Genomic DNA, 19,900 nt, shown 5'->3' on the forward strand with positions numbered 1-19,900 from the left:
CCGCGGCGGGCGCGGGTGCGGGGGCTTCCGGCGCGGCCCGTTCTCCGTCCGCCGTCTCGGTCCGGGTGCCTTGAACGATACGTACCGCGTCTTCCAGGGACTCGCGTTGCTCCGGCGACATCATCCCGAAGAACGCGACCAGTGCCGCAGCCTGGTTGTCACTCTTGGACCAGGCCTCGTTCATGAGAGCGGCGGCGTAGGCGGCCCGGGTGGACACCGCGCGATATCGATAGGCGCGGCCCTCGACTTCCCTGCGTACCCAGCCCTTCTGATGGAGATTGTCCATTACCGTCATGACGGTCGTGTACGCGATGGAGCGTTCTTGCTGGAGGTCTTCGAGGACTTCCCTGACGGTCACCGGACGGTTCCATTGCCAGACGCGCGTCATCACGGCGTCTTCGAGGTCTCCCAATTGACGGGGCACGCTCACGAGCTTAGTCCGTAATGTCGGAAAGGCCGGTTATTTACGCAGCGAAAAGGGCGCACGACCATAAGGGTCGTGCGCCCTTCGGCGCTCGTGCGGCCTTCCGGCCGCGGGGCCCGGCACCGCGGGCCCGCCGGGTTCAGGCGCCGTGCGTCTCGGCGGCGGAGGCCCGGGCGGCGGCTTCGGCGCGCGCGATCGCGGCGTCGACGGCGGCGTCTTCCTTACCCTTGTTGGTTCCACCCTGGGTCTTGATGATCAGCCGCACCAGAAAGAAGAAGAAGGCTGCCATCACCACGGGGGGCACAAGCGCGGATACGTATTCCATAGCCGCCAGATTAGCTACCCCACTGCCCGCTCCCGCGGCGGGGGCGGCGTGGCGGGCGACGGTTTCCTGCGAGGCGGGAACACCTCGGACGGCTTGGGCACGGGCCGCTCGCCCGGCGGCCTCGGGGGCGCCGCGGCGGGTTTCTTCGCCGGGCGCGGCTCGTCCTTGTCCGCCGCGCCGACCAGGGTCAGCAGGCGGGTGCGCTGCGCCGGGGGTGCGGTCGCCGCGGCCGGCACCCGCCCCGCCAGCCGCTCCCGTACGGAGCGCTCGGCGATCCGCCCGCAGCGTTCGAGCAGCGCGGCGGCGACGGGATGGCCCCGCAGCGCGCGCAGCGCGGCCAGGTCGTCGGGCCCGGGCACATGACCGGCGGCGAGCGCGTCCTGGAGGAGCTCCAGATAGCCGGTGAGCGAGCCGGGCAGGGCCGACCGGTAGCGAGCGAGATCGGCCAGCAGGAACGCGCGCAGCCGGCCGGCCTCGGAAACGGCCTCGTCCACGGATTCAGCCAGCGCGAGACAGGCCCGGATGTCCTCGTCCGGGATCTGGTCGGGGTGCAGGACGGCGGCCAGGGCACGTCGGAGCACACGCAGCTCGTCAGCGCTGAACGCCATGCCGCCTCGGGGTCCGTATGGCGTGGGCATGCCTCGACCATACGCGCCAAGACGGACAAAAGGCGCGAAATAGCATCGCGTCGGGGGTGGCGCACCGGGCGCGGCGGCGCCCCGTCGGGTAGGTGCCCGCGACGGGCACAGGACGCGGGGAGCCCGGGGCCGTGGCGGAGCGGTGGCGTACCGCCCTCGCCCGCCTTCCTGGCGCCGTGGACGGGCGCCGTGCGGCGCTGCCGGTTCGCGCACGCCGTCGTCCGGGCCGACCGTTCGCGGAGGCCGTTCCCGCACGCCGTTCCACGGTCCCGGTCACTTCCCGGTCTTCCCGGCGCCTGATCGCGGTGGTCGTGCGCGGTGCCTGATCGCGGTGGTGTCGCGGTGCCCGGTCGGGTGCCTGTGCGCGGTGCCGTCGCGGTGCCCGGTCGCGGTGGTCTGTGCGGTGCCTGGTCGCAGTGCCGTCGCGGCGCCCGGTCGCGGTGGTCTGTGCGGTGCCCGGTCGCGGTGGTCGTGCGCGGTGCCTGATCGGTCGCAGTGCGTGCGCGGTGCCCGTACGCGGTGCCCGTGCGCGGGCCGCCCCGCCGGTGGCAGGACGGGGCGGTCGTGCGCGGTGCTGTCGCGGTGGTCGTGCGCGGTGCCTGATCGCGGTGGTGTCGCGGTGCCCGGTCGGGTGCCTGTGCGCGGTGCCGTCGCGGTGCCCGGTCGCGGTGGTCTGTGCGGTGCCTGGTCGCAGTGCCGTCGCGGCGCCCGGTCGCGGTGGTCTGTGCGGTGCCCGGTCGCGGTGGTCGTGCGCGGTGCCTGATCGGTCGCAGTGCGTGCGCGGTGCCCGTACGCGGTGCCCGTGCGCGGGCCGCCCCGCCGGTGGCAGGACGGGGCGCTCCCGGCCCGGCCACCCGGGCCCCACCCGGGGGCCGGCTACATACGCGCGACGTTGCGTTCGTAGACGAGGCGCAGGCCGATCAGGGTCAGCCACGGCTCGTGTTCGTCGATCACGGACGCCTCGCCCAGCACCATCGGCGCCAGACCGCCCGTCGCGATGACGGTCACGTCCTTCGGGTCCTCGGCGAGTTCGCGGGCCATGCGGGTCACGACGCCGTCCACCTGGCCCGCGAAGCCGTACAGGATGCCCGCCTGCATGGCCTCGACCGTGTTCTTCCCGATGACGCTCCGGGGCCGCGCCAGCTCGATCTTCCGCAGCTGCGCGCCCTTGACGCCGAGCGCCTCCACGGAGATCTCGATGCCCGGCGCGATCACCCCGCCCGTGTATTCGCCGCGCGCGCTGACCGCGTCGAACGTCGTCGCCGTACCGAAGTCGACGACGATCGCCGGGCCGCCGTAGAGCTCGACGGCCGCCACCGCGTTGATGATGCGGTCCGCGCCGACCTCCTTCGGGTTGTCCATGAGGATCGGCACACCCGTCTTGATACCGGGCTCGACGAGCACGGCGGGCACGTCGCCGTAGTACCGCCGCGTCACCTCGCGCAGTTCGTGCAGGACCGAGGGCACGGTCGAGCAGATCGCGATGCCCTCGATCCCCTCGCCCAGTTCCACACCGAGCAGCGGGTGCATGCCCATCAGCCCCTGGAGCAGCACGGCCAGTTCGTCGGCCGTGCGGCGCGCGTCCGTCGAGATCCGCCAGTGCTCGACGATCTCCTGGCCGTCGAAGAGGCCCAGCACGGTGTGGGTGTTGCCGACGTCGATGGTCAGCAGCATCAGGCGTCCGCTCCCGGCTCGTCCGCCTCGCGCAGGTCCAGGCCGATGTCGAGGATGCGCGGCGAGTGCGTCAGCGCGCCCACCGACAGGAAGTCGACGCCCGTCTCCGCGTAAGCGCGCGCGTTGTCGAGCGTGAGGCGCCCGGACGACTCCAGGAACGCCCGGCCGTTGACGATCCCCACGGCCTCCGACGTCTCGTCGGGCGTGAGGTTGTCCAGCAGGATGAGGTCGGCGCCTGCGTCCAGCACCTCACGGAGCTGGTGCAGGGTGTCGACCTCCACCTCGATCGCGAGGTCGGGGAACCGCTCCCGTACCGCCGCGAAGGCCGCGGCCACACCGCCCGCCGCGACCACGTGGTTGTCCTTCACCAGCGCCGCGTCCGACAGCGACATGCGGTGGTTCACGCCGCCGCCGCAGCGGACCGCGTACTTCTCCAGGGCCCGCAGACCCGGGGTCGTCTTGCGGGTGTCGCGCACCTTCGCCTTCGTGCCGTCGAGCGCGTCGGCCCACTCGCGTGTTGCCGTCGCGATGCCCGACAGCCTGCACAGGATGTTCAGCGCGCTGCGCTCCGCCGTCAGCAGGTCGCGGGTGCGCCCCGTGACACTCAGCAGCTTCTGGCCCGCGGTGACCCGGTCGCCGTCCAGCACGTGCCGTTCGACCTCGAAGTCGGCGGTGCTCACGACCGAGAGCACCGCTTCCGCGACGTGCAGGCCCGCCACGACGCCGTCCTCGCGCGCCGTGAAGTCGCCGGTGGCCACGGCGTCCTCGGGCACGGTCGCGGCCGTCGTCACGTCGATCCCGCCGTCCAGGTCCTCCTGGACCGCGACGTGCGCGACGTCCTCGACCTGTACGGGGTCGAGGCCGAGGTCCGCGAGGAGGGCCGCGAGCGCGGGGTCGAGCCCGCACTCCAGGTCCTCCGACTCGTCGCCGCAGGCGCAGCCGTCGGGGCCGCAGCTGTCGGCGGCGGGCGCGCCGATGTGGATCAGCGGCACGGCCACCGGCTCGGGACGCGGGGTGTCTTCGGGCGTGCTCACGTTGCTGCTCCCTGGGAACGGATCGACTCGGGGTGGTGGTCCTGGTGGAGGTCCGCGGTGCCGGTGCCGGCCACCGTGAACGAGAGGTCGGGGGTGAGGCCCAGGACGAGATGGTGCCGCCAGTGGGCATCGTCACGGTCCGGGAAGTCCTCGCGCCAGTGGCAGCCGCGCGTCTCCTCGCGCCGCAGCGCGGCGGTGACGAGCGCGCGGGCGACGGTGAGCAGGTTCGTGGTCTCCCACGCCTCCACTCCCGGCTCCGCGGGTTTCGGCTCCGGGTGTACGGCTTGCAGCACGGCGGCGGCACGGCGCAGGCTCTCGGCGGATCTGAGGACGCCCGCCCCCGCCGACATCGCGCGCTGGATGCCGGTGCGGGCCGAGGGGTCGATGAGGCCGACGACGCCCGCCGGGGCGGCGGCACCCGCCGGGGCGGCACCACCACCGGACGCCGCGCCGCCGGAGAGGACGCCGGTCCTTTCCGCGGCCTCGGACGCCCCGCCGCCACGGGACGACCCGTCGGCCGAGGAGGACACGGCCGTGCGGGACGGCCCGCCGCCCCCCGACGGCGTGGAGGGCCGCGAGGCCGTGATGTCCTCCGCGATCCGTTCCGCGAAGACCAGGCCCTCCAGCAGCGAGTTCGAGGCCAGACGGTTCGCACCGTGCACGCCGGTGCAGGCGACCTCGCCGCACGCGTACAGCCCCGGCACGTCCGTCCGGCCGAGGAGGTCGGTCCGCACGCCGCCCGACGCGTAGTGCGCGGCCGGTGCCACCGGCATCGGGGCGGTCACCGGGTCGATGCCGTGCGCGCGGCAGGCCGCCAGGATCGTCGGGAAGCGGGTCTCCCACATCTCCCGGCCGAAATGGCGGCCGTCGAGGTACATGTGCTCGGCGCCCTGCTCCCGCATCCGCCGCATGATCGCCTTGGCGACGATGTCCCGGGGCGCGAGCTCCGCCAGTTCGTGCTGCCCGAGCATGAAGCGGACGCCGTCGGCGTCCACGAGGTGCGCGCCCTCGCCGCGTACCGCTTCGGACACCAGCGGCTGCTGGCCCTCCGAGCCCGCGCCGAGGAACAGCACCGTCGGATGGAACTGGACGAATTCGACGTCGGAGACGCCCGCGCCCGCGCGCAGGGCGAGAGCGACGCCGTCGCCCGTCGACACCGCCGGGTTCGTCGTCGCGGCGAAGACCTGGCCCATGCCGCCGGTCGCCAGCACCACCGCCGGTGCGGTGACCGCGCCGACGCCGTCGTGCTGGCCCTCGCCCATCACATGCAGGGTGACGCCCGCCGCGCGTCCCGCGGTGTCCTTCAGCAGGTCCAGCACGAGCGCGTTCTCGATCGTCCGCACCGCCGTGCGCCGTACCGCCGCACCCAGCGCGCGCGCCACCTCGGCGCCCGTCGCGTCACCGCCCGCGTGCGCGATACGGCGCCGGTGGTGGCCGCCCTCGCGCCCGAGTTCGAGTTCGCCGTCGGCGGCGCGGTCGAACGTGGCGCCCGTCGCGATCAGCCGCCGCACCGCCGCGGCGCCCTGGGTCACCAGGGCCCGCACGGCCGCCTCGTCGCACAGGCCCGCGCCCGCGACCAGGGTGTCGTCGCGGTGCTGCTCCGGTGTGTCGCCTTCGCCGAGCGTCGCGGCGATGCCGCCCTGGGCCCAGCGCGTCGAGCCGTCATCCAGCCGTGCCTTGGTGACGACGACCGTACGCAGCCCCGCGGCGGAGCAGCGCAGCGCGGCCGTGAGGCCCGCGACGCCGGAACCCACCACGACGACGTCCGCGTCGATCGACCAGCCGGGCGCGGGCGCCGCGAGCCGTATGCCGCCGCTGCCGTGCCCACCACCGGTACCGCCGCTGTCGCGGCCCCCGGTCCGGCCGTTGCTTTCGGTGCCGCTGCCGGTGCTCATCCGCTCGTCGCTCCGAACGTCAGGGGGATGTTGTCGATCAGCCGCGTCGTACCGACCCGCGCGGCGACGGCGAGCACCGCCTCGCCCGTGAAGTCGTCGGGCACTTCGGTGAAGTCGGCCGGGTCGATCAGCGCCAGGTAGTCGAGCGCGAGGGGCGGATCCGTACGCGCGCCGAGATCCAGCACGCCCAGTGCCGCCGCCCGGACGGCGTCCGCGCCGGCGGAGGCCGCCCCGCCGGGGAGTGCCGGTCCGCCCGCGCAGGCCACCGCGTGCGCGTCGGCCGCGAGTCGCGGCTCGCCGAGCGCGGAGAGACCCGCCGCACGCGCCCCCGAGGCCGGGGCCGACTCGGCCCGCGCGCGCAGCGCGTGCTGCGCGCCGAGCCGGTCACGGGCCGCGAACAGCGCACGGGACAGCAGCAGTGCGGTGCGCCTGTCGGTGGCGGAGAGGTAGCGGTTGCGGCTGGAGAGCGCGAGCCCGTCGTCCTCCCGTACGGTCGGCACGCCGGCGATCTCGACCGGGAAGTTCAGGTCGGTGACCATCCGGCGGATCAGCGCGAGCTGCTGGGCGTCCTTCTGGCCGAAGAACGCGACGTCGGCCGACGTGAGGTGGAGGAGCTTCGCGACGACGGTGAGCATCCCGTCGAAGTGCCCGGGGCGTGAGGCGCCCTCGAAACGCCGGCCCATCGCTCCCGCGGCGATCGTGACCCGGGGGTCACCGCCGGGATACACCTCGTCGACGGACGGCGCGAAGACCGTGTCCGCGCCGGCGGACCGCGCGGTGCGCAGGTCGGCGTCGAGGGTGCGCGGGTAGCGGTCGAGGTCCTCGCCCGCGCCGAACTGCAACGGATTGACGAAGACCGTCGTGACGACGAAGCCCTCGCGGCCGACCCGTGCGCGGGCCGCGCGTATCAGGCTCGCGTGCCCTTCGTGCAGGGCGCCCATCGTCATGACGACGGCCACACGCCGGCCGGGGCCGCGCCGCTTGAGCAGCCGGTCCAGGTCGTCCCTGGTGGGGGCGAGCTCGAAAGGGCGCCCGCCGCCGCTCGCGCCTCCGGGGTCCGGGAGGGCGTCCGCTCCCGGACCCCCGCCGGCCGTTTCCCGCCCGCCGCGAGCCATCACTTCACCGTCGCCGCTCATCACGCGCTCCCGTCCCCGGAACCACTGTTTCCGTCTTCCTCTCCGGAACCCCCGGACCCCGGGCCATCGGATTCCGGGCCACCGGACCCCGGGCCACCGCCCGGCCCGTTCCGCCCCGGGCCGCTGAGGCCGGGACCGCCGGGGGCCCTGCCGCCGTCCGCGAGAACCACGAGCAGGTCCTCCGCCGACTCGGCTTTCAGCAGGCCGCTGGCGAGGGCGCGGTCCGCCGTCGTACGGGCCATCGCCAGGTAACCCGCGACCGCGCCCGGTGCGTGCCTGCGCAGCTCCGCCACGTGCGCCGCGACCGTGCCGGCGTCGCCCCTGGCGACCGGGCCCGTCAGGGCCGCGTCCCCCGAGCGCAGGGCGTTGTCGAGGGCCGCGCCGAGCAGCGGGCCGAGCATCTTGTCCGGCGCCGCCACCCCGGCCGCGTCCAGCAGCTCCATCGCCTGGGCGACCAGCGTCACCAGGTAGTTCGAACCGATCGCGAGCGCCGCGTGGTACAGCGGACGGGACTCCTCGGCGATCCACTCCGGCTCGCCGCCCATCTCGATCACCAGCGCCTGCGCCGCGAGGCGCAGCTCCTCGGGCGCGGTGACCCCGAACGAGCAGCCCGCCAGCCGCTGCACGTCCACCGAGGTGCCCGTGAACGTCATCGCCGGGTGCAGCGCGAGAGGCAGCGCGCCCGCGCGGAGCGCCGGGTCGAGCACCCTGGCCCCGTACCGCCCCGAGGTGTGCACGAGCAGCTGCCCCGGGCGTACGGCACCGGTCTCGGCCAGTCCCTCGACGAGGCCCGGCAGGGTGTCGTCCGGCACGGTCAGCAGGACCAGTTCGGCGCGGGCGAGCACATCGGCGGGGGTCACGAGCGGCACCCCGGGCAGCAGCTCCTCGGCGCGCCGCCGGGAGGCGTCGGACACACCCGACACGGCGACCGGGCGATGCCCCGCCATGGCGAGGGACGCGGCGAGCGCGGGGCCCACGCGGCCCGCGCCGACGACGCCCACCGTCAGGCGGGCGGGGCGGTCCCTGGGATCGAGGGGTTCCTTCGGTGCTGTGGGATTCACGCGTAGGGGCCTTCCGTTCCAGTCCGCGGGGGGTACCGGACGTTTTCCGGCCATGCTACGCCAGCCGAAGCGGCCACCCCGGGCCCCGGAAAAGCCTTGGCCTGCCCTTGGCCGGCGGGTGATGATGCGCTCCATGGCAGACGAGAACGAGCAGGCAGACCGTACATCGGGCCTTTCCCCGGCCGCTGGGGGCGGTCCGTTGGAGGGTCCCTCCGGAGCCGCTTCCGGGACCGCTCCCGAGGCGCCCGGTGAGGGCCCGCCCGGCGGCCCTTCGGGACCCGCGGACGACGCGGCGGCCCGGGCCCGCCGGCGGGCTGCCTTCGCGGGCGCCCGGCGGACGCTGCGCCAGGGCTGGGGCACCACTGTGCGGGAACGGATGGCCGAACTGGCGCGGACGGCGGAGACCGTCCACGACCTGGACGACTTCACCGACATCTACGGGGACGGCGTCGTCGCCGCGCTGGAGGCGCGCGTGGCGGAGCTGCTCGGCTTCCCGGACGCCGCGTTCTTCCCGACGGGCACCATGGCCCAGCAGGCCGCCCTGCGCTCCTGGGCCGGCCGCACCGGCAACCCCGTCGTCGCGCTGCACCCGCTCGCGCACCCCGAGGTGCACGAGGAGGGCGCCCTGTCCGCCGTGAGCGGGCTGCGCACGGTCCACCCCACGACCGAGCGCCGGCTGCCGACCGCCGAGGAGGTGCGGACCTTCGGCGAACCCTTCGGGACCCTGATGCTGGAACTGCCGTTGCGCGACGCGGGCTTCGTCCTGCCGTCCTGGGACGAACTGACCGCCGTCGTGGACGCGGCACGCGAGCGGGACGCGGTGGTGCACTTCGACGGCGCGCGCCTGTGGGAGACCACCACCCATTTCGGCCGTCCCCTGCACGAGATCGCGGGCCTCGCGGACAGCGTCTACGTGTCGTTCTACAAGTCCCTGGGGGGCCTGTCCGGTGCGGTGCTCGCCGGTCCCGGGAGCATGGTCGCCGAGGCCCGCTCCTGGCGGCACCGGTACGGCGGCAACCTCTACCAGCAGTTTCCGGCCGCGCTGTCCGCCCTGGCCGGGCTGGACGACGTACTGCCGCGGCTGCCGCTGTACGTGGCGCACGCGCGCCTGGTCGCCTCGGCGATCGCGGAGGCGTTCACGGCGGCCCCCGGCATCCCCTGGTTCCGCGTACATCCGGAGCCGCCGCACACGCAGGAGTTCCAGGTGTGGCTCCCCTTCGAGGCGGAGACGCTGACGGAGGCCGCCGTGAGCCAGGCCGAGGACACCGGGATCGCGCTGTTCGGAGCGTGGTCGCCCGGCGGCGGCGCGCCCGGGGTGTCGATGACGGAGGTCTCGTTGGGCGCCCCGGCCCTGACCTGGACCGCCGACGAGGTCAAGGAGGCGGCCACGGAGTTCGCGCGGCGCGCGGCCGGCCCGGGCCCGGGTGCATAACGGGCAGGGCACGGCGGCGCGTGAGTGGGTGAGTGGGTGAGCAGGGGCAGCGCGGCCGGCCGGGGCCGGTTCGCTCAGCCCGTCGCGCCGCCGCCCGCGCGGACCAGCCCCGTCTCGTACGCGAGGACGACCACCTGCACGCGGTCGCGCAGTCCCAGCTTGGTGAGGATGCGCCCCACATGGGTCTTGACCGTCGCCTCCGAGACGAACAGCCGGCCGGCGATCTCGCCGTTCGACAGGCCCTGCGCGACCAGCAGCAGCACCTCGCGCTCGCGCTCGGTCAGCCGCCCGACCTCCTTGCGCTCGGGTTCCGCGGTGCCACTCGGCAGCATCGGCGAGAAGCGGTCGAGCAGCCGGCGCGTGGTGGAGGGTGCGACCACCGCGTCGCCGCTGTGCACGGAGCGGATCGCGTTCAGCAGCTCGCCCGGCGGCACGTCCTTCAGCATGAAACCGCTCGCGCCCGCCTTGAGGCCGGAGAACGCGTACTCGTCCAGGTCGAACGTGGTCAGGATGAGTACCTTCGGGGCGTCCGGTCCCCCGGCGCAGATCCGCCGGGTCGCCTCGACCCCGTCCAGGCGCGGCATGCGCACGTCCATCAGGACGACGTCGGCCGTGGTCGTCCGCAGGATCTCGACCGCCTCCGCGCCGTCACCGGCCTCCGCGACGACCTCCATGTCCGGCTGGGCGGCGAGCACCATACGAAAACCGGTGCGCAGCAGCGCCTGGTCGTCCACGAGCATCACGCGGATCGGTGTCTCCGACATCTGCGGCATCTGCGGTGTCCCCATTCTCGGTGCGGTCGTTTCGGGCTCGTCGTTCTCGGTGCGGTCGTTTCGGGCTCGTCGTGACGAGGTCGTCGTGCGGTCGTCGTGCGAGGCCGGTGAGGTTCACGAGACCGGTGAGGTCTGCGAGGTCTCGGTGGGCGATCCGGCCCGGCACCGCCTCGCCTTGCCCCGCCTCCCCGTACACGGTGCGCCGTGTGCGGTTTCCGGGCTTCCCGGCGGTACGCGGATCCCGGTGACCGGGCCCGGCCGACGCACGCGGGTCCGGCGCGCGAGTCCGATTCCGCGGGTCCGGCGCCCGGGTCCGGCGCGCTGCTTCAATGCGCGGGTTTCAGCGGCAGCAGGGCGCTGATGCGGAACCCCCCGCCCGGTCTCGGCCCCGCGTCCAGCGTGCCGCCGACCATGCCGACCCGCTCCCGCATGCCGATCAGCCCCTGCCCGTGTCCGTCGGCGCCCCGGTCCTCCTGCATCGCGAGCGCCGCGCCCCGGCCGTCGTCCTCGACGAGCAGCCCGAGGCCGTCGTCGAAGTAGACCAGCCGGACGCTCGCACCCACATCGGGTCCGCCGTGCTTGCGGCTGTTGGTCAGCGCCTCCTGCACGATCCGGTACGCGGTGAGCTCCACGCCGGTCGGGAGCGGGCGCGGAGTGCCCTCGACCTTGAAGTCGACGGTGATCCCGGCCTGCCGCACCTGCTCGACCAGGACCTCGATCTGTTCGACGTCCGGCTGCGGCACGTACTCGCCGCTCTCCTGGCCGTCGCCGGTCCGCAGGACGCCGAGCAGCCGGCGCATCTCGGCGAGCGCCTGCCTGCCCGTGCCGGAGATGGTCTCCAGCGCCTGCTTGGCCTGGTCCGGGGCCGCGTCGAGCACATAGGCGGCCCCGTCCGCCTGGACGACCATCACGGAGACGTTGTGGGCGACGACGTCGTGCAGCTCGCGGGCGATGCGGGCGCGTTCCGCCGCGACGGCGACCTTCGCCTGCGCCTCCCGCTCCTTCTCCAGCCGGGCCGCGCGCTCCACGAGTTGGTCGAAGTAGGCACGACGGGTACGCATCGAGTCCCCGAGCACCCAGGCGAGCACGAACGGGACGGTCAGGACGAGCGTGAAGAAGACCCGGCCGGGAGTGCTGACGCCCTCCGTCGGCCAGCGCACCTGTGACATCGGCGCGGCGACGACCCCGCCGACGAGCGCCAGTCGCGACGCCCACCGCCGGCCGCCCTGCGCGACCACGGTGTAGATCGCGACGAGCATGGCGAAATCCGCGACCCCCGGCCGCACGTCCAGCAGGAGTTGTGCGACGCCCAGCACGGCGACGAGCACGAGCATCGCCCCGGCGGCCACCCGCCGCAGCGCCACCGCCACCCCGAACAGCAGGGCGAGCAGCATCGCGGAGAGCCGGGGGCCCACCCCTGTCTGCTCCTGCACCGCCCACAGCAGAGAGGCCCCGAGGAGGACGACAGCCCAGAAGCTGTCGACGCCCATGGGGTGTCTGCGGACGAAATCGTAGAGGCGCTGCACGTGACCCAGCGTAGGGAGGCGGACGAGGCGAGGGGGTCAACCGGAGGGTCGATCCGGTCGGCGGAAGCGTACTCCCCAAGGTGGAGACTTGGCGCGTGACGGAGGACATGCGCAAGGGCCGAGCGCGCGGCTGGCGCGAGGCGACGGAGGACGCGCTGTACGGGCCCGGTGGCTTCTACCTGCGCTCCCGTCCCGCCGCCCACTTCCGTACCTCGGTGCACGCGTCCCCCCTGTTCGCGGCCGCCGTCACGCGCCTGCTCGCCGCGACGGCCCGCGCGCTCGGCAGCCCCGAAGCGGCCTTCGTGGACATGGCCGCCGGGCGCGGGGAACTGGCCACAGCGGTGGCGGAAGCGACGGACGTGACCGGGCCGACGGCGGGAGCGCCCCGTGCAAAAGGGCTCACCGGGGGCCCTGGTCGCGGCGGGGCCAGTGGTACAGCGGAAGCCACTGGCACGGCAGGTGCGGCCGATACGGAAGGGGCCGGCGGCTCGGCAGGTGGCGCCGGTACGGCAGGACCCACCGATGCCGTCGGGTCGTGGGCGCCGTACGGGACGGCGGTACGTACCTACGCCGTCGAGCGGGCACCCGCGCCCACCGGACTCGATCCCCGCGTCGCCTGGCTCGCCGAACCACCGGCCGGCGTGACCGGTCTGCTGTTCGCGAACGAATGGCTGGACAACGTGCCCGTGGACGTCGCCGAGACCGACGCGGAGGGCGTGCCCCGGTACGTACGGGTGCGGCGCGACGGCACCGAGGAACCGGGCGCCCCCGTGACCGGGGCGGACGCCCGCTGGCTGGCGCGCTGGTGGCCGATCGCGGGTGCCCGGCCGGGTACGCGCGCCGAGATCGGCCGGCCCCGCGACGAGGCGTGGCGGCGGGCGGCCGGCTCGCTCACGCGGGGTCTCGCGGTCGCCGTCGACTACGGGCACGTGCGCGCGTCGCGTCCGCCGTACGGCACGCTGACGGGCTTCCGCGACGGCCGGGAGGTGCGGCCCGTACCGGACGGCGGGTGCGACCTGACCTCGCACGTGGCAATGGACGCGATCGCGCCGGGCAGTGTTCGCGTGACGCAGCGCACGGCCCTGCGCGCCCTCGGTGTCACCGGCGACCGCCCGCCGCTCGCGCTCGCGCGCACCGACCCCGCCGGGTACCTGCGGGCGCTGTCGGACGCGGGCGAGGCGGCCGAGCTGACCGCGCGCGGCGGCCTCGGCGACTTCACCTGGCTGCTCCAGCCGGTCGGTATCGACCTCACCGACATCCCCGAACTCGCCGATCTCGCGGAAACCGCCGAACTCGCCGAACCGTCCGGACCCATCGGCCCCCGCGCCCCGGACGGAGCCGGCTGAACCACCGCGGACCGGCAGGACCCGCCGGGCCGGCAGGGCGCCCCGACCCGCATCGCACGCACCGAACCGGCAGGACCCGCCGGGCCGAACGGAGCCGGCTGAACCATTCCGGACCGGCAGGAGGCACCCGCCCGCACGGGCCGGGCCGTCGCGGGCGTCCCCGGGCCGTCCCCGGGTCCGCGTCGCCTCGCGCGGCAGGCGCGCGCGGCGCCACCCGGCGGCGGCTCTCGGCGTCCGTCCCCTGAATCCCGGGTTCAGCTCGTGCTCTGCGAGACTGTGGGCATGACCGACAGCTCCGGCGCCACCACCACCGTCGGGATCGGCGGGGCCGCCGAGAGCACCGACATGGTGCTCAACATCGGCCCCCAGCACCCCTCCACGCACGGCGTGCTGCGGCTGCGGCTCGTCCTCGACGGGGAGGTCATCCGCCAGGCGGAGCCGGTCATCGGCTACATGCACCGGGGCGCGGAGAAACTCTTCGAGGCGCGCGACTACCGGCAGATCATCATGCTCGCCAACCGGCACGACTGGCTGTCGGCGTTCTCCAACGAGCTGGGCGTCGTCATGGCCGTCGAGCGGATGCTCGGCATGGAGGTGCCCGAGCGCGCCGTCTGGACGCGCACACTGCTGGCCGAGTTGAACAGGGTGCTCAACCACCTGATGTTCCTCGGCTCCTATCCGCTCGAACTCGGCGGCATCACACCGGTCTTCCACGCCTTCAGGGAGCGGGAGGAGCTCCAGAACGTGATGGAGGAGGTCTCCGGCGGCCGTATGCACTACATGTTCAACCGGGTCGGCGGCCTGAAGGAGGACCTGCCCGCGGGCTGGTCGGGCCGGGCCCGCCACGCGATCGCCGCCGTACGGTCGCGGATGGACGTCTTCGACCGCCTGGTCCTCGGCAACGAGATCTTCCGCGGCCGGACGCGGGACGTCGGCGTCCTCGCACCCGGCACCGTGCGCGCGTACGGCGTGACGGGGCCCATCGCGCGCGCGTCGGGCGTCGACTTCGACCTGCGCCGCGACGAGCCGTACCTCGCGTACGGCGAACTGCGCGACGTCCTGACGGTGGTGACCCGGCAGGAGGGCGACTGCCTCGCCCGCTTCGAGTGCCTGCTGGAACAGACCCACAACGCGCTCGCGCTCGCGGACGCCTGTCTGGACCGGCTCGCCGACCTGCCGCCCGGACCCATCAACCAGCGGCTGCCGAAGGTGCTCAAGGCTCCTGAGGGCCATACGTACGCCTGGACGGAGAACCCGCTCGGCGTCAACGGCTACTACCTGGTGTCCAAGGGGGAGAAGACGCCCTACCGGCTGAAACTCCGCTCGGCTTCCTTCAACAACATCCAGGCCCTGACGGAACTGCTGCCGGGCACGCAGGTCGCGGACATGGTGGCGATCCTCGGATCACTGTTCTTCGTCGTCGGCGACATCGACAAGTAGCGGGCCGCCACCGGCCCGGCGGACGGGTCGGACCGGGAGCGGCCCGGCGGACCGCCGTCCTCGGCCGCGACCGTCCGCCTGGGCGGGCCGCTCAGGAGCCCAGCGCGCTGCGCAGGCCGTGCACTTCGAGGCGCTCGGTGTCGTCGTGCTCGGTCAGGTCGATGACCTCGGACCCGGTGTCCCCGTGCCCGCCGTCGCCGTCGCCCGCGTCCCGCTGACCGGAGAGGCCCCGCCGATCGGCCAGGGCGCGCTTCTGATCGTCGACGTCCCGCTGCTCGCCCAGGTCCCGCTGAGCGTCCACGTCCCGCTGCTCGCCCAGGTCCCGCTGAGCGTCCACGTCCCGCTGAGCGCCGGAGTCCAGCAGGCCGCCCGCGTCCGCGTCCGGCCGGTCGTCCGCTTCCGGCGCCTCCGCATGCTCCCTGCCCGCTTCCGGGGAGCCCTCGGGAGGTACCCGGCCGCCGTGCTGCATGCCGAAGAAGTCGAACCCCTTACCACCGGGCCGCTGTTCCGGCCGGTGCTGCGTACGGCGCGCGTACGGCACGATCGCGGACGGGCTCGTGGCGCGCCGCGCGGGCAGCGCGGGCCGCCCCTCGGCCGGGTCCTGAGCCTCGGCCGCCGGCCCGGCGTCCGTCCTCCGCTCGGCCGGCTCCGCCACGGCGCGCTCCACGGACCGCTGCCCCGAGGCCGGTGCCGGGGACGCCGCGTCTGTTCCGCCGGCCGCCGGAGCGTCGTCCGCCCGCCGGGCGGCGCTCTCCACCGCGAGCCGCTCGCGAGGAGCGGGAAGTGCCGTCTGCCGGGCGCCGTTCGCCGCGAGTTCGTCCAGCGCCCTGCTCGCCATGAGGTACGCCGACGGTGTGAGCGTGCCGCCCGCCGCGAGGGCCCTGGGCGTCACCGTGGCCGCGATCGCGAGCCTGCGGCGGCCTTCGAGGGCGCTCGCACGCTCCGTCTCCGCGGTCGCGTACCGGCGCAGCAGTGCCGCGTGCTCGCCCCGCAGCCGGGCCAGTTCGACGCGCTTCGCCCGCAGCTTGCCGTCGAGCCGGGTGCGGATCTCCCGCGCCTCGTCGACGTCGGCCTCCAGTTCGGCGACCCGCTCGTCCGTCTTCCACTGGTCGCTCTCCCGCGCGCGCGTCAGTTCCGCGACCCGGTGGCCCGCGTCGCGGTCCCAGCCGCGCATGAGCACCGCGCCGGTCAGGGCCGCGACACCGGCCACCACCGCGAGTCCGCGCAGCAGGAGCGGATCGTCGACGGCCCAGACGCCACCCGCGCACACGACGGCGACCGCGGCGACGGCGCTCGGGGGGAGGAGTTTGTGGAGGGGCGGGGAATGGCGGTGGCGTCCACGTGGCATGGCTCGAAATTTACCCCCCCGATGGGCCGAACGGGTGTAAGGAGTGACAACTTTGCCGGTCCGTTTTCGGGACCTTCACCCGAGCCCTCGCGAACTCCTCCGCACGCCCGCGCCCCGATTCCCGCGTCCCGCCGCGCACAACCCTCCAGTCCGCAGGCACCGAACTCTCCGGCACCCCGTCGCGGAAGTCCCCACGCACCGCGAGAACGCATGTCCCGCGCGCCTCGGAACGCACGTCCCGCGCACCGCGAAAACGCGTGTCCCCCCACCTCGCAACGCACGTCCCGCAGTCAGCGGAACGCGACTTCCGGATTTCCCCGTACGGGCTTTCCGCGCACCCGGACGGGAGTTCTTCACCCCGCCGGGTCGCCACACGCCACCGCCACGCGTCACCGCCCCGTTCACCCCGCCTCAGCCCACGCGCCGGCCGAGCCACACCAGCGCGGCGGGGATCTCGCGCTTCCAGGTGTTGTAGTTGTGACCGCCGTTCGGAAGGATCATCGACGACACGCGCGCGGGCGCCTTCACGGCCTTGATGAAGCGCCGTGTCTCCGGCAGGTTCCGCTCCCCGTGCAGTGTGCTCGTCACGAGCATCGACGTCGACGGCGGCGTCTCGTGCCGGAGCAGCCACACCAGGTCCGCGTGGTGGCGGAGCGCCTCGTCCCCGTGGAACAAGTCGCCCGTCGTGGGGTCTTCGGCCGCCTTGTAGTCCGCGGCCAGTCCGACGGCGGCGCCGAAGTCGTTGGGGTGGTGCATGGCGATCTTGAGCGCGCAGTAGCCACCCGTGGAGTCCCCCATGATCCCCCAGTGCGTCAGGCCCGGGCCGACGCGGTACGAGTGCGTGATCACGTCCGGGATGTCGTGGGCGAAGTACGTCTCCGTCTGCGGTCCGTGCGGCACGTCGACGCACTCGGTGTCCCGCGGCGGCGCGACGGTCGGGCGAAGCATGATCAGCACCATCGGCGCCATGTGGTGCGCCGCGGCCTGCGCCCTGGCGATGGCCGGGTAGTCGAGGCGGGACACCAGCGCCTTGGCCGCGCCCGGATAGCCGGTCAGCACGATCGTGGCGGGGAAGAGGTGGTGCGCGTATTCCGGCTGGAAGTACTGGGGCGGCAGGTACACATAGGCCGAGCTGACGATGTGACTTTTCGGGCCCGCGATGGCGGTCTCCCGTACGAGACCGTTCCGCGCCGGATCAGATCCCCGCGGTATGTCGGCACTGACCGGGCGCTGCGACGCGACGACCACGCCCGACGGATTCGTGTCGTGCACGAGTACGGTGCCCATTCCCGTTTCGCGCCCGAGCAGGTCGTCCCAGGAGGAGTAGAAGAGGAAGGACCGATTCGCGAAGAGGGCCACGGCGGCGAAGACCGCCGCCTGGGTCGCGAACAACAGTCCTACCCGCCCGAACACAGGTCTCCATCCGCGCCGCGCCAGACGCGGCCACCGCCACACGGTGACCGCGAACAGCACGACGGCCGCCAATACCGCGATGGCCAGGACTTTGTGGCTCGTCAAACCCATGGTCTGAGGTTCCCTCCTCGGTGAACTTCCCCGTCGACTGAACCTGCTCCTTCAAAGCTCCGTCATAGAAAACGCATGCAGTCCCGGTCGCCGCTCGGTGGCGGAGGACTGAGCATCACGATCACCGGGCGACTTTGGGAAGCGATGGCTGTGCCGGTAGATGGGGACAAATCAGTATTGGTTCCACGCGAGGAGTCCGGGACGGCCCGAGCCGGCAGCGGCAAGGCGCCTGACGGCGCTCCCGGCGCGCGCAGCGCCACGCAGCGCACGGCGGGCACCCACGGCGCGGCCGGTGCGACGGGCAGCCGGGCCTCCACCCGCACGGCACGGCGCTGGGCACCCTGGCCCGCGCCCCGGACGGTCCCGTCCCTGACCGGCACGGCCTGCACGCTCATCGCGCTGGTCGACCTCGGGGCCGGCATCTTCCCCCGGTTCCGGCACAGCCGGATACACGCGGTCGCCGAGGTCCTGCCGGGCGCCCTCGGCCCGTTCGCCGCCGCGCTCGCGGTGAGCGTCGGCGTGCTGCTCCTGTTCCTCGCGCACGGCCTCAAGCGGCGCAAACGGCGGGCCTGGCGGGCCGCCGTGGTGCTGCTCCCGGCCGGCGCGCTCGCGCAGCTCGTCTACCGGCACTCGCTGCTGGGCGCCCTGCTCTCGCTGCTGCTGCTCGCCCCGCTGATCGCGCACCGGACGCAGTTCGCCGCGCTGCCCGACCCGCGCGGCCGGTGGACGGCCGTGACGAACTTCGTACTGATGAGCCTGGGTTCCCTCGGGCTCGGCATGATCGTCGTCAGCGCGCATCCGCACCGTACGGTCGGCAGCCCGAGCTTCCTCGAACGCCTGGAGCACGTCCTGTTCGGGCTGGTCGGTTTCGAGGGGCCGGTCGCCTACCGGGGCCCGACGGACAACATCGTCGCGTACACGCTCGGCTCGCTCGGCCTGCTCACCGCGCTGACCACCATCTACCTGGCGCTGCGCCCCGAACAGCCGACGGCCCGGCTCACCGCCGACGACGAGCTGCGGCTGCGGGAGCTGCTGGCCCGGCACGGCGGACGGGACTCGCTCGGCCACTTCGCCCTCCGGCGCGACAAGGGCGTCGTCTTCTCCGCCAGCGGCAAGGCCGCGGTCTGCTACCGGGTGGTCTCGGCGGTGATGCTCGCGAGCGGCGACCCGATCGGCGATGTGGAGGCCTGGCCCGGCGCGATCGAGCGGTTCCTGCGGATGGCCGAGGCGCACTCGTGGATCCCGGCCGTGATGGGGTGCAGCGAGACCGGCGGCGAGGTCTGGACGCGGGTGAGCGGTCTGGACGCGCTGGAACTCGGCGACGAGGCGATCGTCGAGGTCGCCGACTTCTCGCTGGGCGGGCGCGCGATGCGCAACGTACGGCAGATGGTCAAGCGGGTGGAGCGCGCCGGCTACGAGACGCGCGTGCGCCGCGTACGGGACGTGCCGGAGCCGGAGCTCGATGCGATCAGGAAGGCCTCGGCGGACTGGCGGGGCAGCGGTACGGAGCGCGGCTTCTCCATGGCGCTCGGCCGGATCGGCGACCCGGGCGACGGCGACGCGGTGATCGCCACCGCGCACCGGCGCGCACCCGTGCAGGCGAGTGACGGGGACGCGAGCGGGTCCGCGACCGGACCGGTGCCCGCCGCGCCGGAACCGTACGGCGACCTGAAGGGCGTCCTGCACTTCGTGCCGTGGGGCGACGACGGCATCTCCCTCGACCTGATGCGCCGCGACCGCAGCGCCGACCCGGGACTCAATGAGCTGCTGATCGTGGCGACGCTCCAGGCCGCCGACGGGCTCGGGGTGCGGCGCGCCTCACTGAACTTCGCGATGTTCCGCTCGGTCCTCGCGCGCGGCGAACGGATCGGCGCCGGCCCCGTGCTGCGCAGTTGGCGGGGCACGCTGGTGTTCCTCTCGCGCTGGTTCCAGATCGAGTCGCTGTACCGCTTCAACGCGAAGTTCCAGCCCCGCTGGGAGCCCCGTTTCCTGGTGTTCCCCACGAGCCGCGACCTGCCGAGGATCGGCTTCGCCGCGATGCAGGCGGAGGGCTTCCTCACGCTGCCGCCGCGCGGATTCGCCCGGGTGGCGGAGGCGGAGCCGTGCTCCCACGCGACACGCCGGGCCGACGACGACGTCCCGGCCGGACCCGGGGGCCGCGCGGAGCCCCAGGACGGTCCGGCTCGCGATGTCCCCGTGCCCGCCGGGCCCACGGACCGGACACCCCCGGCCCGCCGCCCGAGGCAGCAGGGGCGCCCCCGGGACTGACCGCCCCGGCCCGGGCCGCGCCGGGCCAGGGAGCGGTGCGTCCCGCCCGGAGCTGC

Annotated in this window: 15 protein-coding genes and 1 pseudogene; 4 read left to right on the forward strand and 12 right to left on the reverse strand. The window is 74.0% G+C overall.

What is annotated here, in order from left to right; all coding sequences use genetic code 11:
* Positions 1-66 precede the first annotated feature (66 nt).
* The 8 genes and pseudogenes from OG310_RS38545 to OG310_RS15135 all read right to left on the reverse strand — a co-directional run.
* A pseudogene (locus OG310_RS38545) lies at positions 67-424 on the reverse strand (BlaI/MecI/CopY family transcriptional regulator); the annotation flags it as partial.
* 139 nt (positions 425-563) lie between these two features.
* Entirely contained in the window at positions 564-749 is a 186-nt protein-coding gene (locus OG310_RS15105; protein WP_329456398.1) for a hypothetical protein, read from the reverse strand.
* A gap of 14 nt (positions 750-763) precedes the next feature.
* Positions 764-1,357, reverse strand: coding sequence for a hypothetical protein (locus OG310_RS15110; protein WP_329460196.1), 594 nt, complete (start codon positions 1,355-1,357; stop codon positions 764-766).
* Between the two features lie 906 nt (positions 1,358-2,263).
* Complete coding sequence (locus OG310_RS15115; protein ID WP_329456399.1) at positions 2,264-3,061, reverse strand: type III pantothenate kinase; 798 nt, start codon at positions 3,059-3,061, stop codon at positions 2,264-2,266.
* Positions 3,061-4,095: a carboxylating nicotinate-nucleotide diphosphorylase gene (nadC, locus tag OG310_RS15120; protein ID WP_329456400.1), complete on the reverse strand. Its 1,035-nt coding sequence runs from the start codon at positions 4,093-4,095 to the stop codon at positions 3,061-3,063. The genes OG310_RS15115 and nadC overlap by 1 nt, the downstream gene beginning before the upstream one ends.
* Positions 4,092-5,990, reverse strand: coding sequence for an L-aspartate oxidase (locus OG310_RS15125; protein ID WP_329456401.1), 1,899 nt, complete (start codon positions 5,988-5,990; stop codon positions 4,092-4,094). Before OG310_RS15125 ends, nadC begins: the two co-directional genes overlap by 4 nt.
* Complete coding sequence (gene panC / locus OG310_RS15130) at positions 5,987-7,126, reverse strand: pantoate--beta-alanine ligase (RefSeq protein ID WP_329456402.1); 1,140 nt, start codon at positions 7,124-7,126, stop codon at positions 5,987-5,989. The genes OG310_RS15125 and panC overlap by 4 nt, the downstream gene beginning before the upstream one ends.
* Positions 7,126-8,187 (reverse strand): Rossmann-like and DUF2520 domain-containing protein, encoded by a 1,062-nt coding sequence (locus tag OG310_RS15135; protein WP_329456403.1) that lies wholly within the window; start codon positions 8,185-8,187, stop codon positions 7,126-7,128. The genes panC and OG310_RS15135 overlap by 1 nt, the downstream gene beginning before the upstream one ends.
* A 133-nt stretch (positions 8,188-8,320) precedes the next feature.
* On the opposite strand from OG310_RS15135, the gene OG310_RS15140 reads away from it, so the two are divergent.
* A complete protein-coding gene (locus tag OG310_RS15140) occupies positions 8,321-9,619 on the forward strand; it encodes a threonine aldolase family protein (RefSeq protein ID WP_329456404.1) in 1,299 nt (432 codons plus the stop codon).
* 74 nt (positions 9,620-9,693) lie between these two features.
* On the opposite strand, the gene OG310_RS15145 is transcribed toward OG310_RS15140, so the two are convergent.
* Both OG310_RS15145 and OG310_RS15150 read right to left on the reverse strand, forming a co-directional pair.
* Complete coding sequence (locus tag OG310_RS15145; RefSeq protein ID WP_329456405.1) at positions 9,694-10,383, reverse strand: response regulator transcription factor; 690 nt, start codon at positions 10,381-10,383, stop codon at positions 9,694-9,696.
* A gap of 335 nt (positions 10,384-10,718) precedes the next feature.
* Positions 10,719-11,918, reverse strand: a complete 1,200-nt coding sequence (locus OG310_RS15150) for a sensor histidine kinase (protein ID WP_329456406.1) — start codon at positions 11,916-11,918, stop codon at positions 10,719-10,721.
* Between the two features lie 107 nt (positions 11,919-12,025).
* Here OG310_RS15150 and OG310_RS15155 point away from each other — a divergent pair, with 107 nt between their 5' ends.
* Both OG310_RS15155 and OG310_RS15160 read left to right on the forward strand, forming a co-directional pair.
* Positions 12,026-13,264: an SAM-dependent methyltransferase gene (locus OG310_RS15155; RefSeq protein WP_329460197.1), complete on the forward strand. Its 1,239-nt coding sequence runs from the start codon at positions 12,026-12,028 to the stop codon at positions 13,262-13,264.
* 282 nt (positions 13,265-13,546) lie between these two features.
* The gene (locus OG310_RS15160; RefSeq protein ID WP_329456407.1) at positions 13,547-14,704 is read left to right on the forward strand and encodes an NADH-quinone oxidoreductase subunit D; all 1,158 of its coding nucleotides are present in this window, start codon (positions 13,547-13,549) and stop codon (positions 14,702-14,704) included.
* A gap of 91 nt (positions 14,705-14,795) precedes the next feature.
* On the opposite strand, the gene OG310_RS15165 is transcribed toward OG310_RS15160, so the two are convergent.
* Positions 14,796-16,052, reverse strand: a complete 1,257-nt coding sequence (locus tag OG310_RS15165; RefSeq protein WP_329456408.1) for a hypothetical protein — start codon at positions 16,050-16,052, stop codon at positions 14,796-14,798.
* Between the two features lie 411 nt (positions 16,053-16,463).
* On the reverse strand, positions 16,464-17,576 hold the full coding sequence (locus OG310_RS15170; protein WP_329456409.1) for an alpha/beta hydrolase: 1,113 nt from the start codon (positions 17,574-17,576) through the stop codon (positions 16,464-16,466).
* A 369-nt stretch (positions 17,577-17,945) separates the two neighbouring features.
* Here OG310_RS15170 and OG310_RS15175 point away from each other — a divergent pair, with 369 nt between their 5' ends.
* Positions 17,946-19,844 (forward strand): phosphatidylglycerol lysyltransferase domain-containing protein, encoded by a 1,899-nt coding sequence (locus tag OG310_RS15175; protein WP_443078852.1) that lies wholly within the window; start codon positions 17,946-17,948, stop codon positions 19,842-19,844.
* Positions 19,845-19,900 lie beyond the last annotated feature (56 nt).

Origin of the sequence: Streptomyces sp. NBC_01497, assembly GCF_036250695.1 — a bacterium.
Classification (GTDB): domain Bacteria; phylum Actinomycetota; class Actinomycetes; order Streptomycetales; family Streptomycetaceae; genus Streptomyces.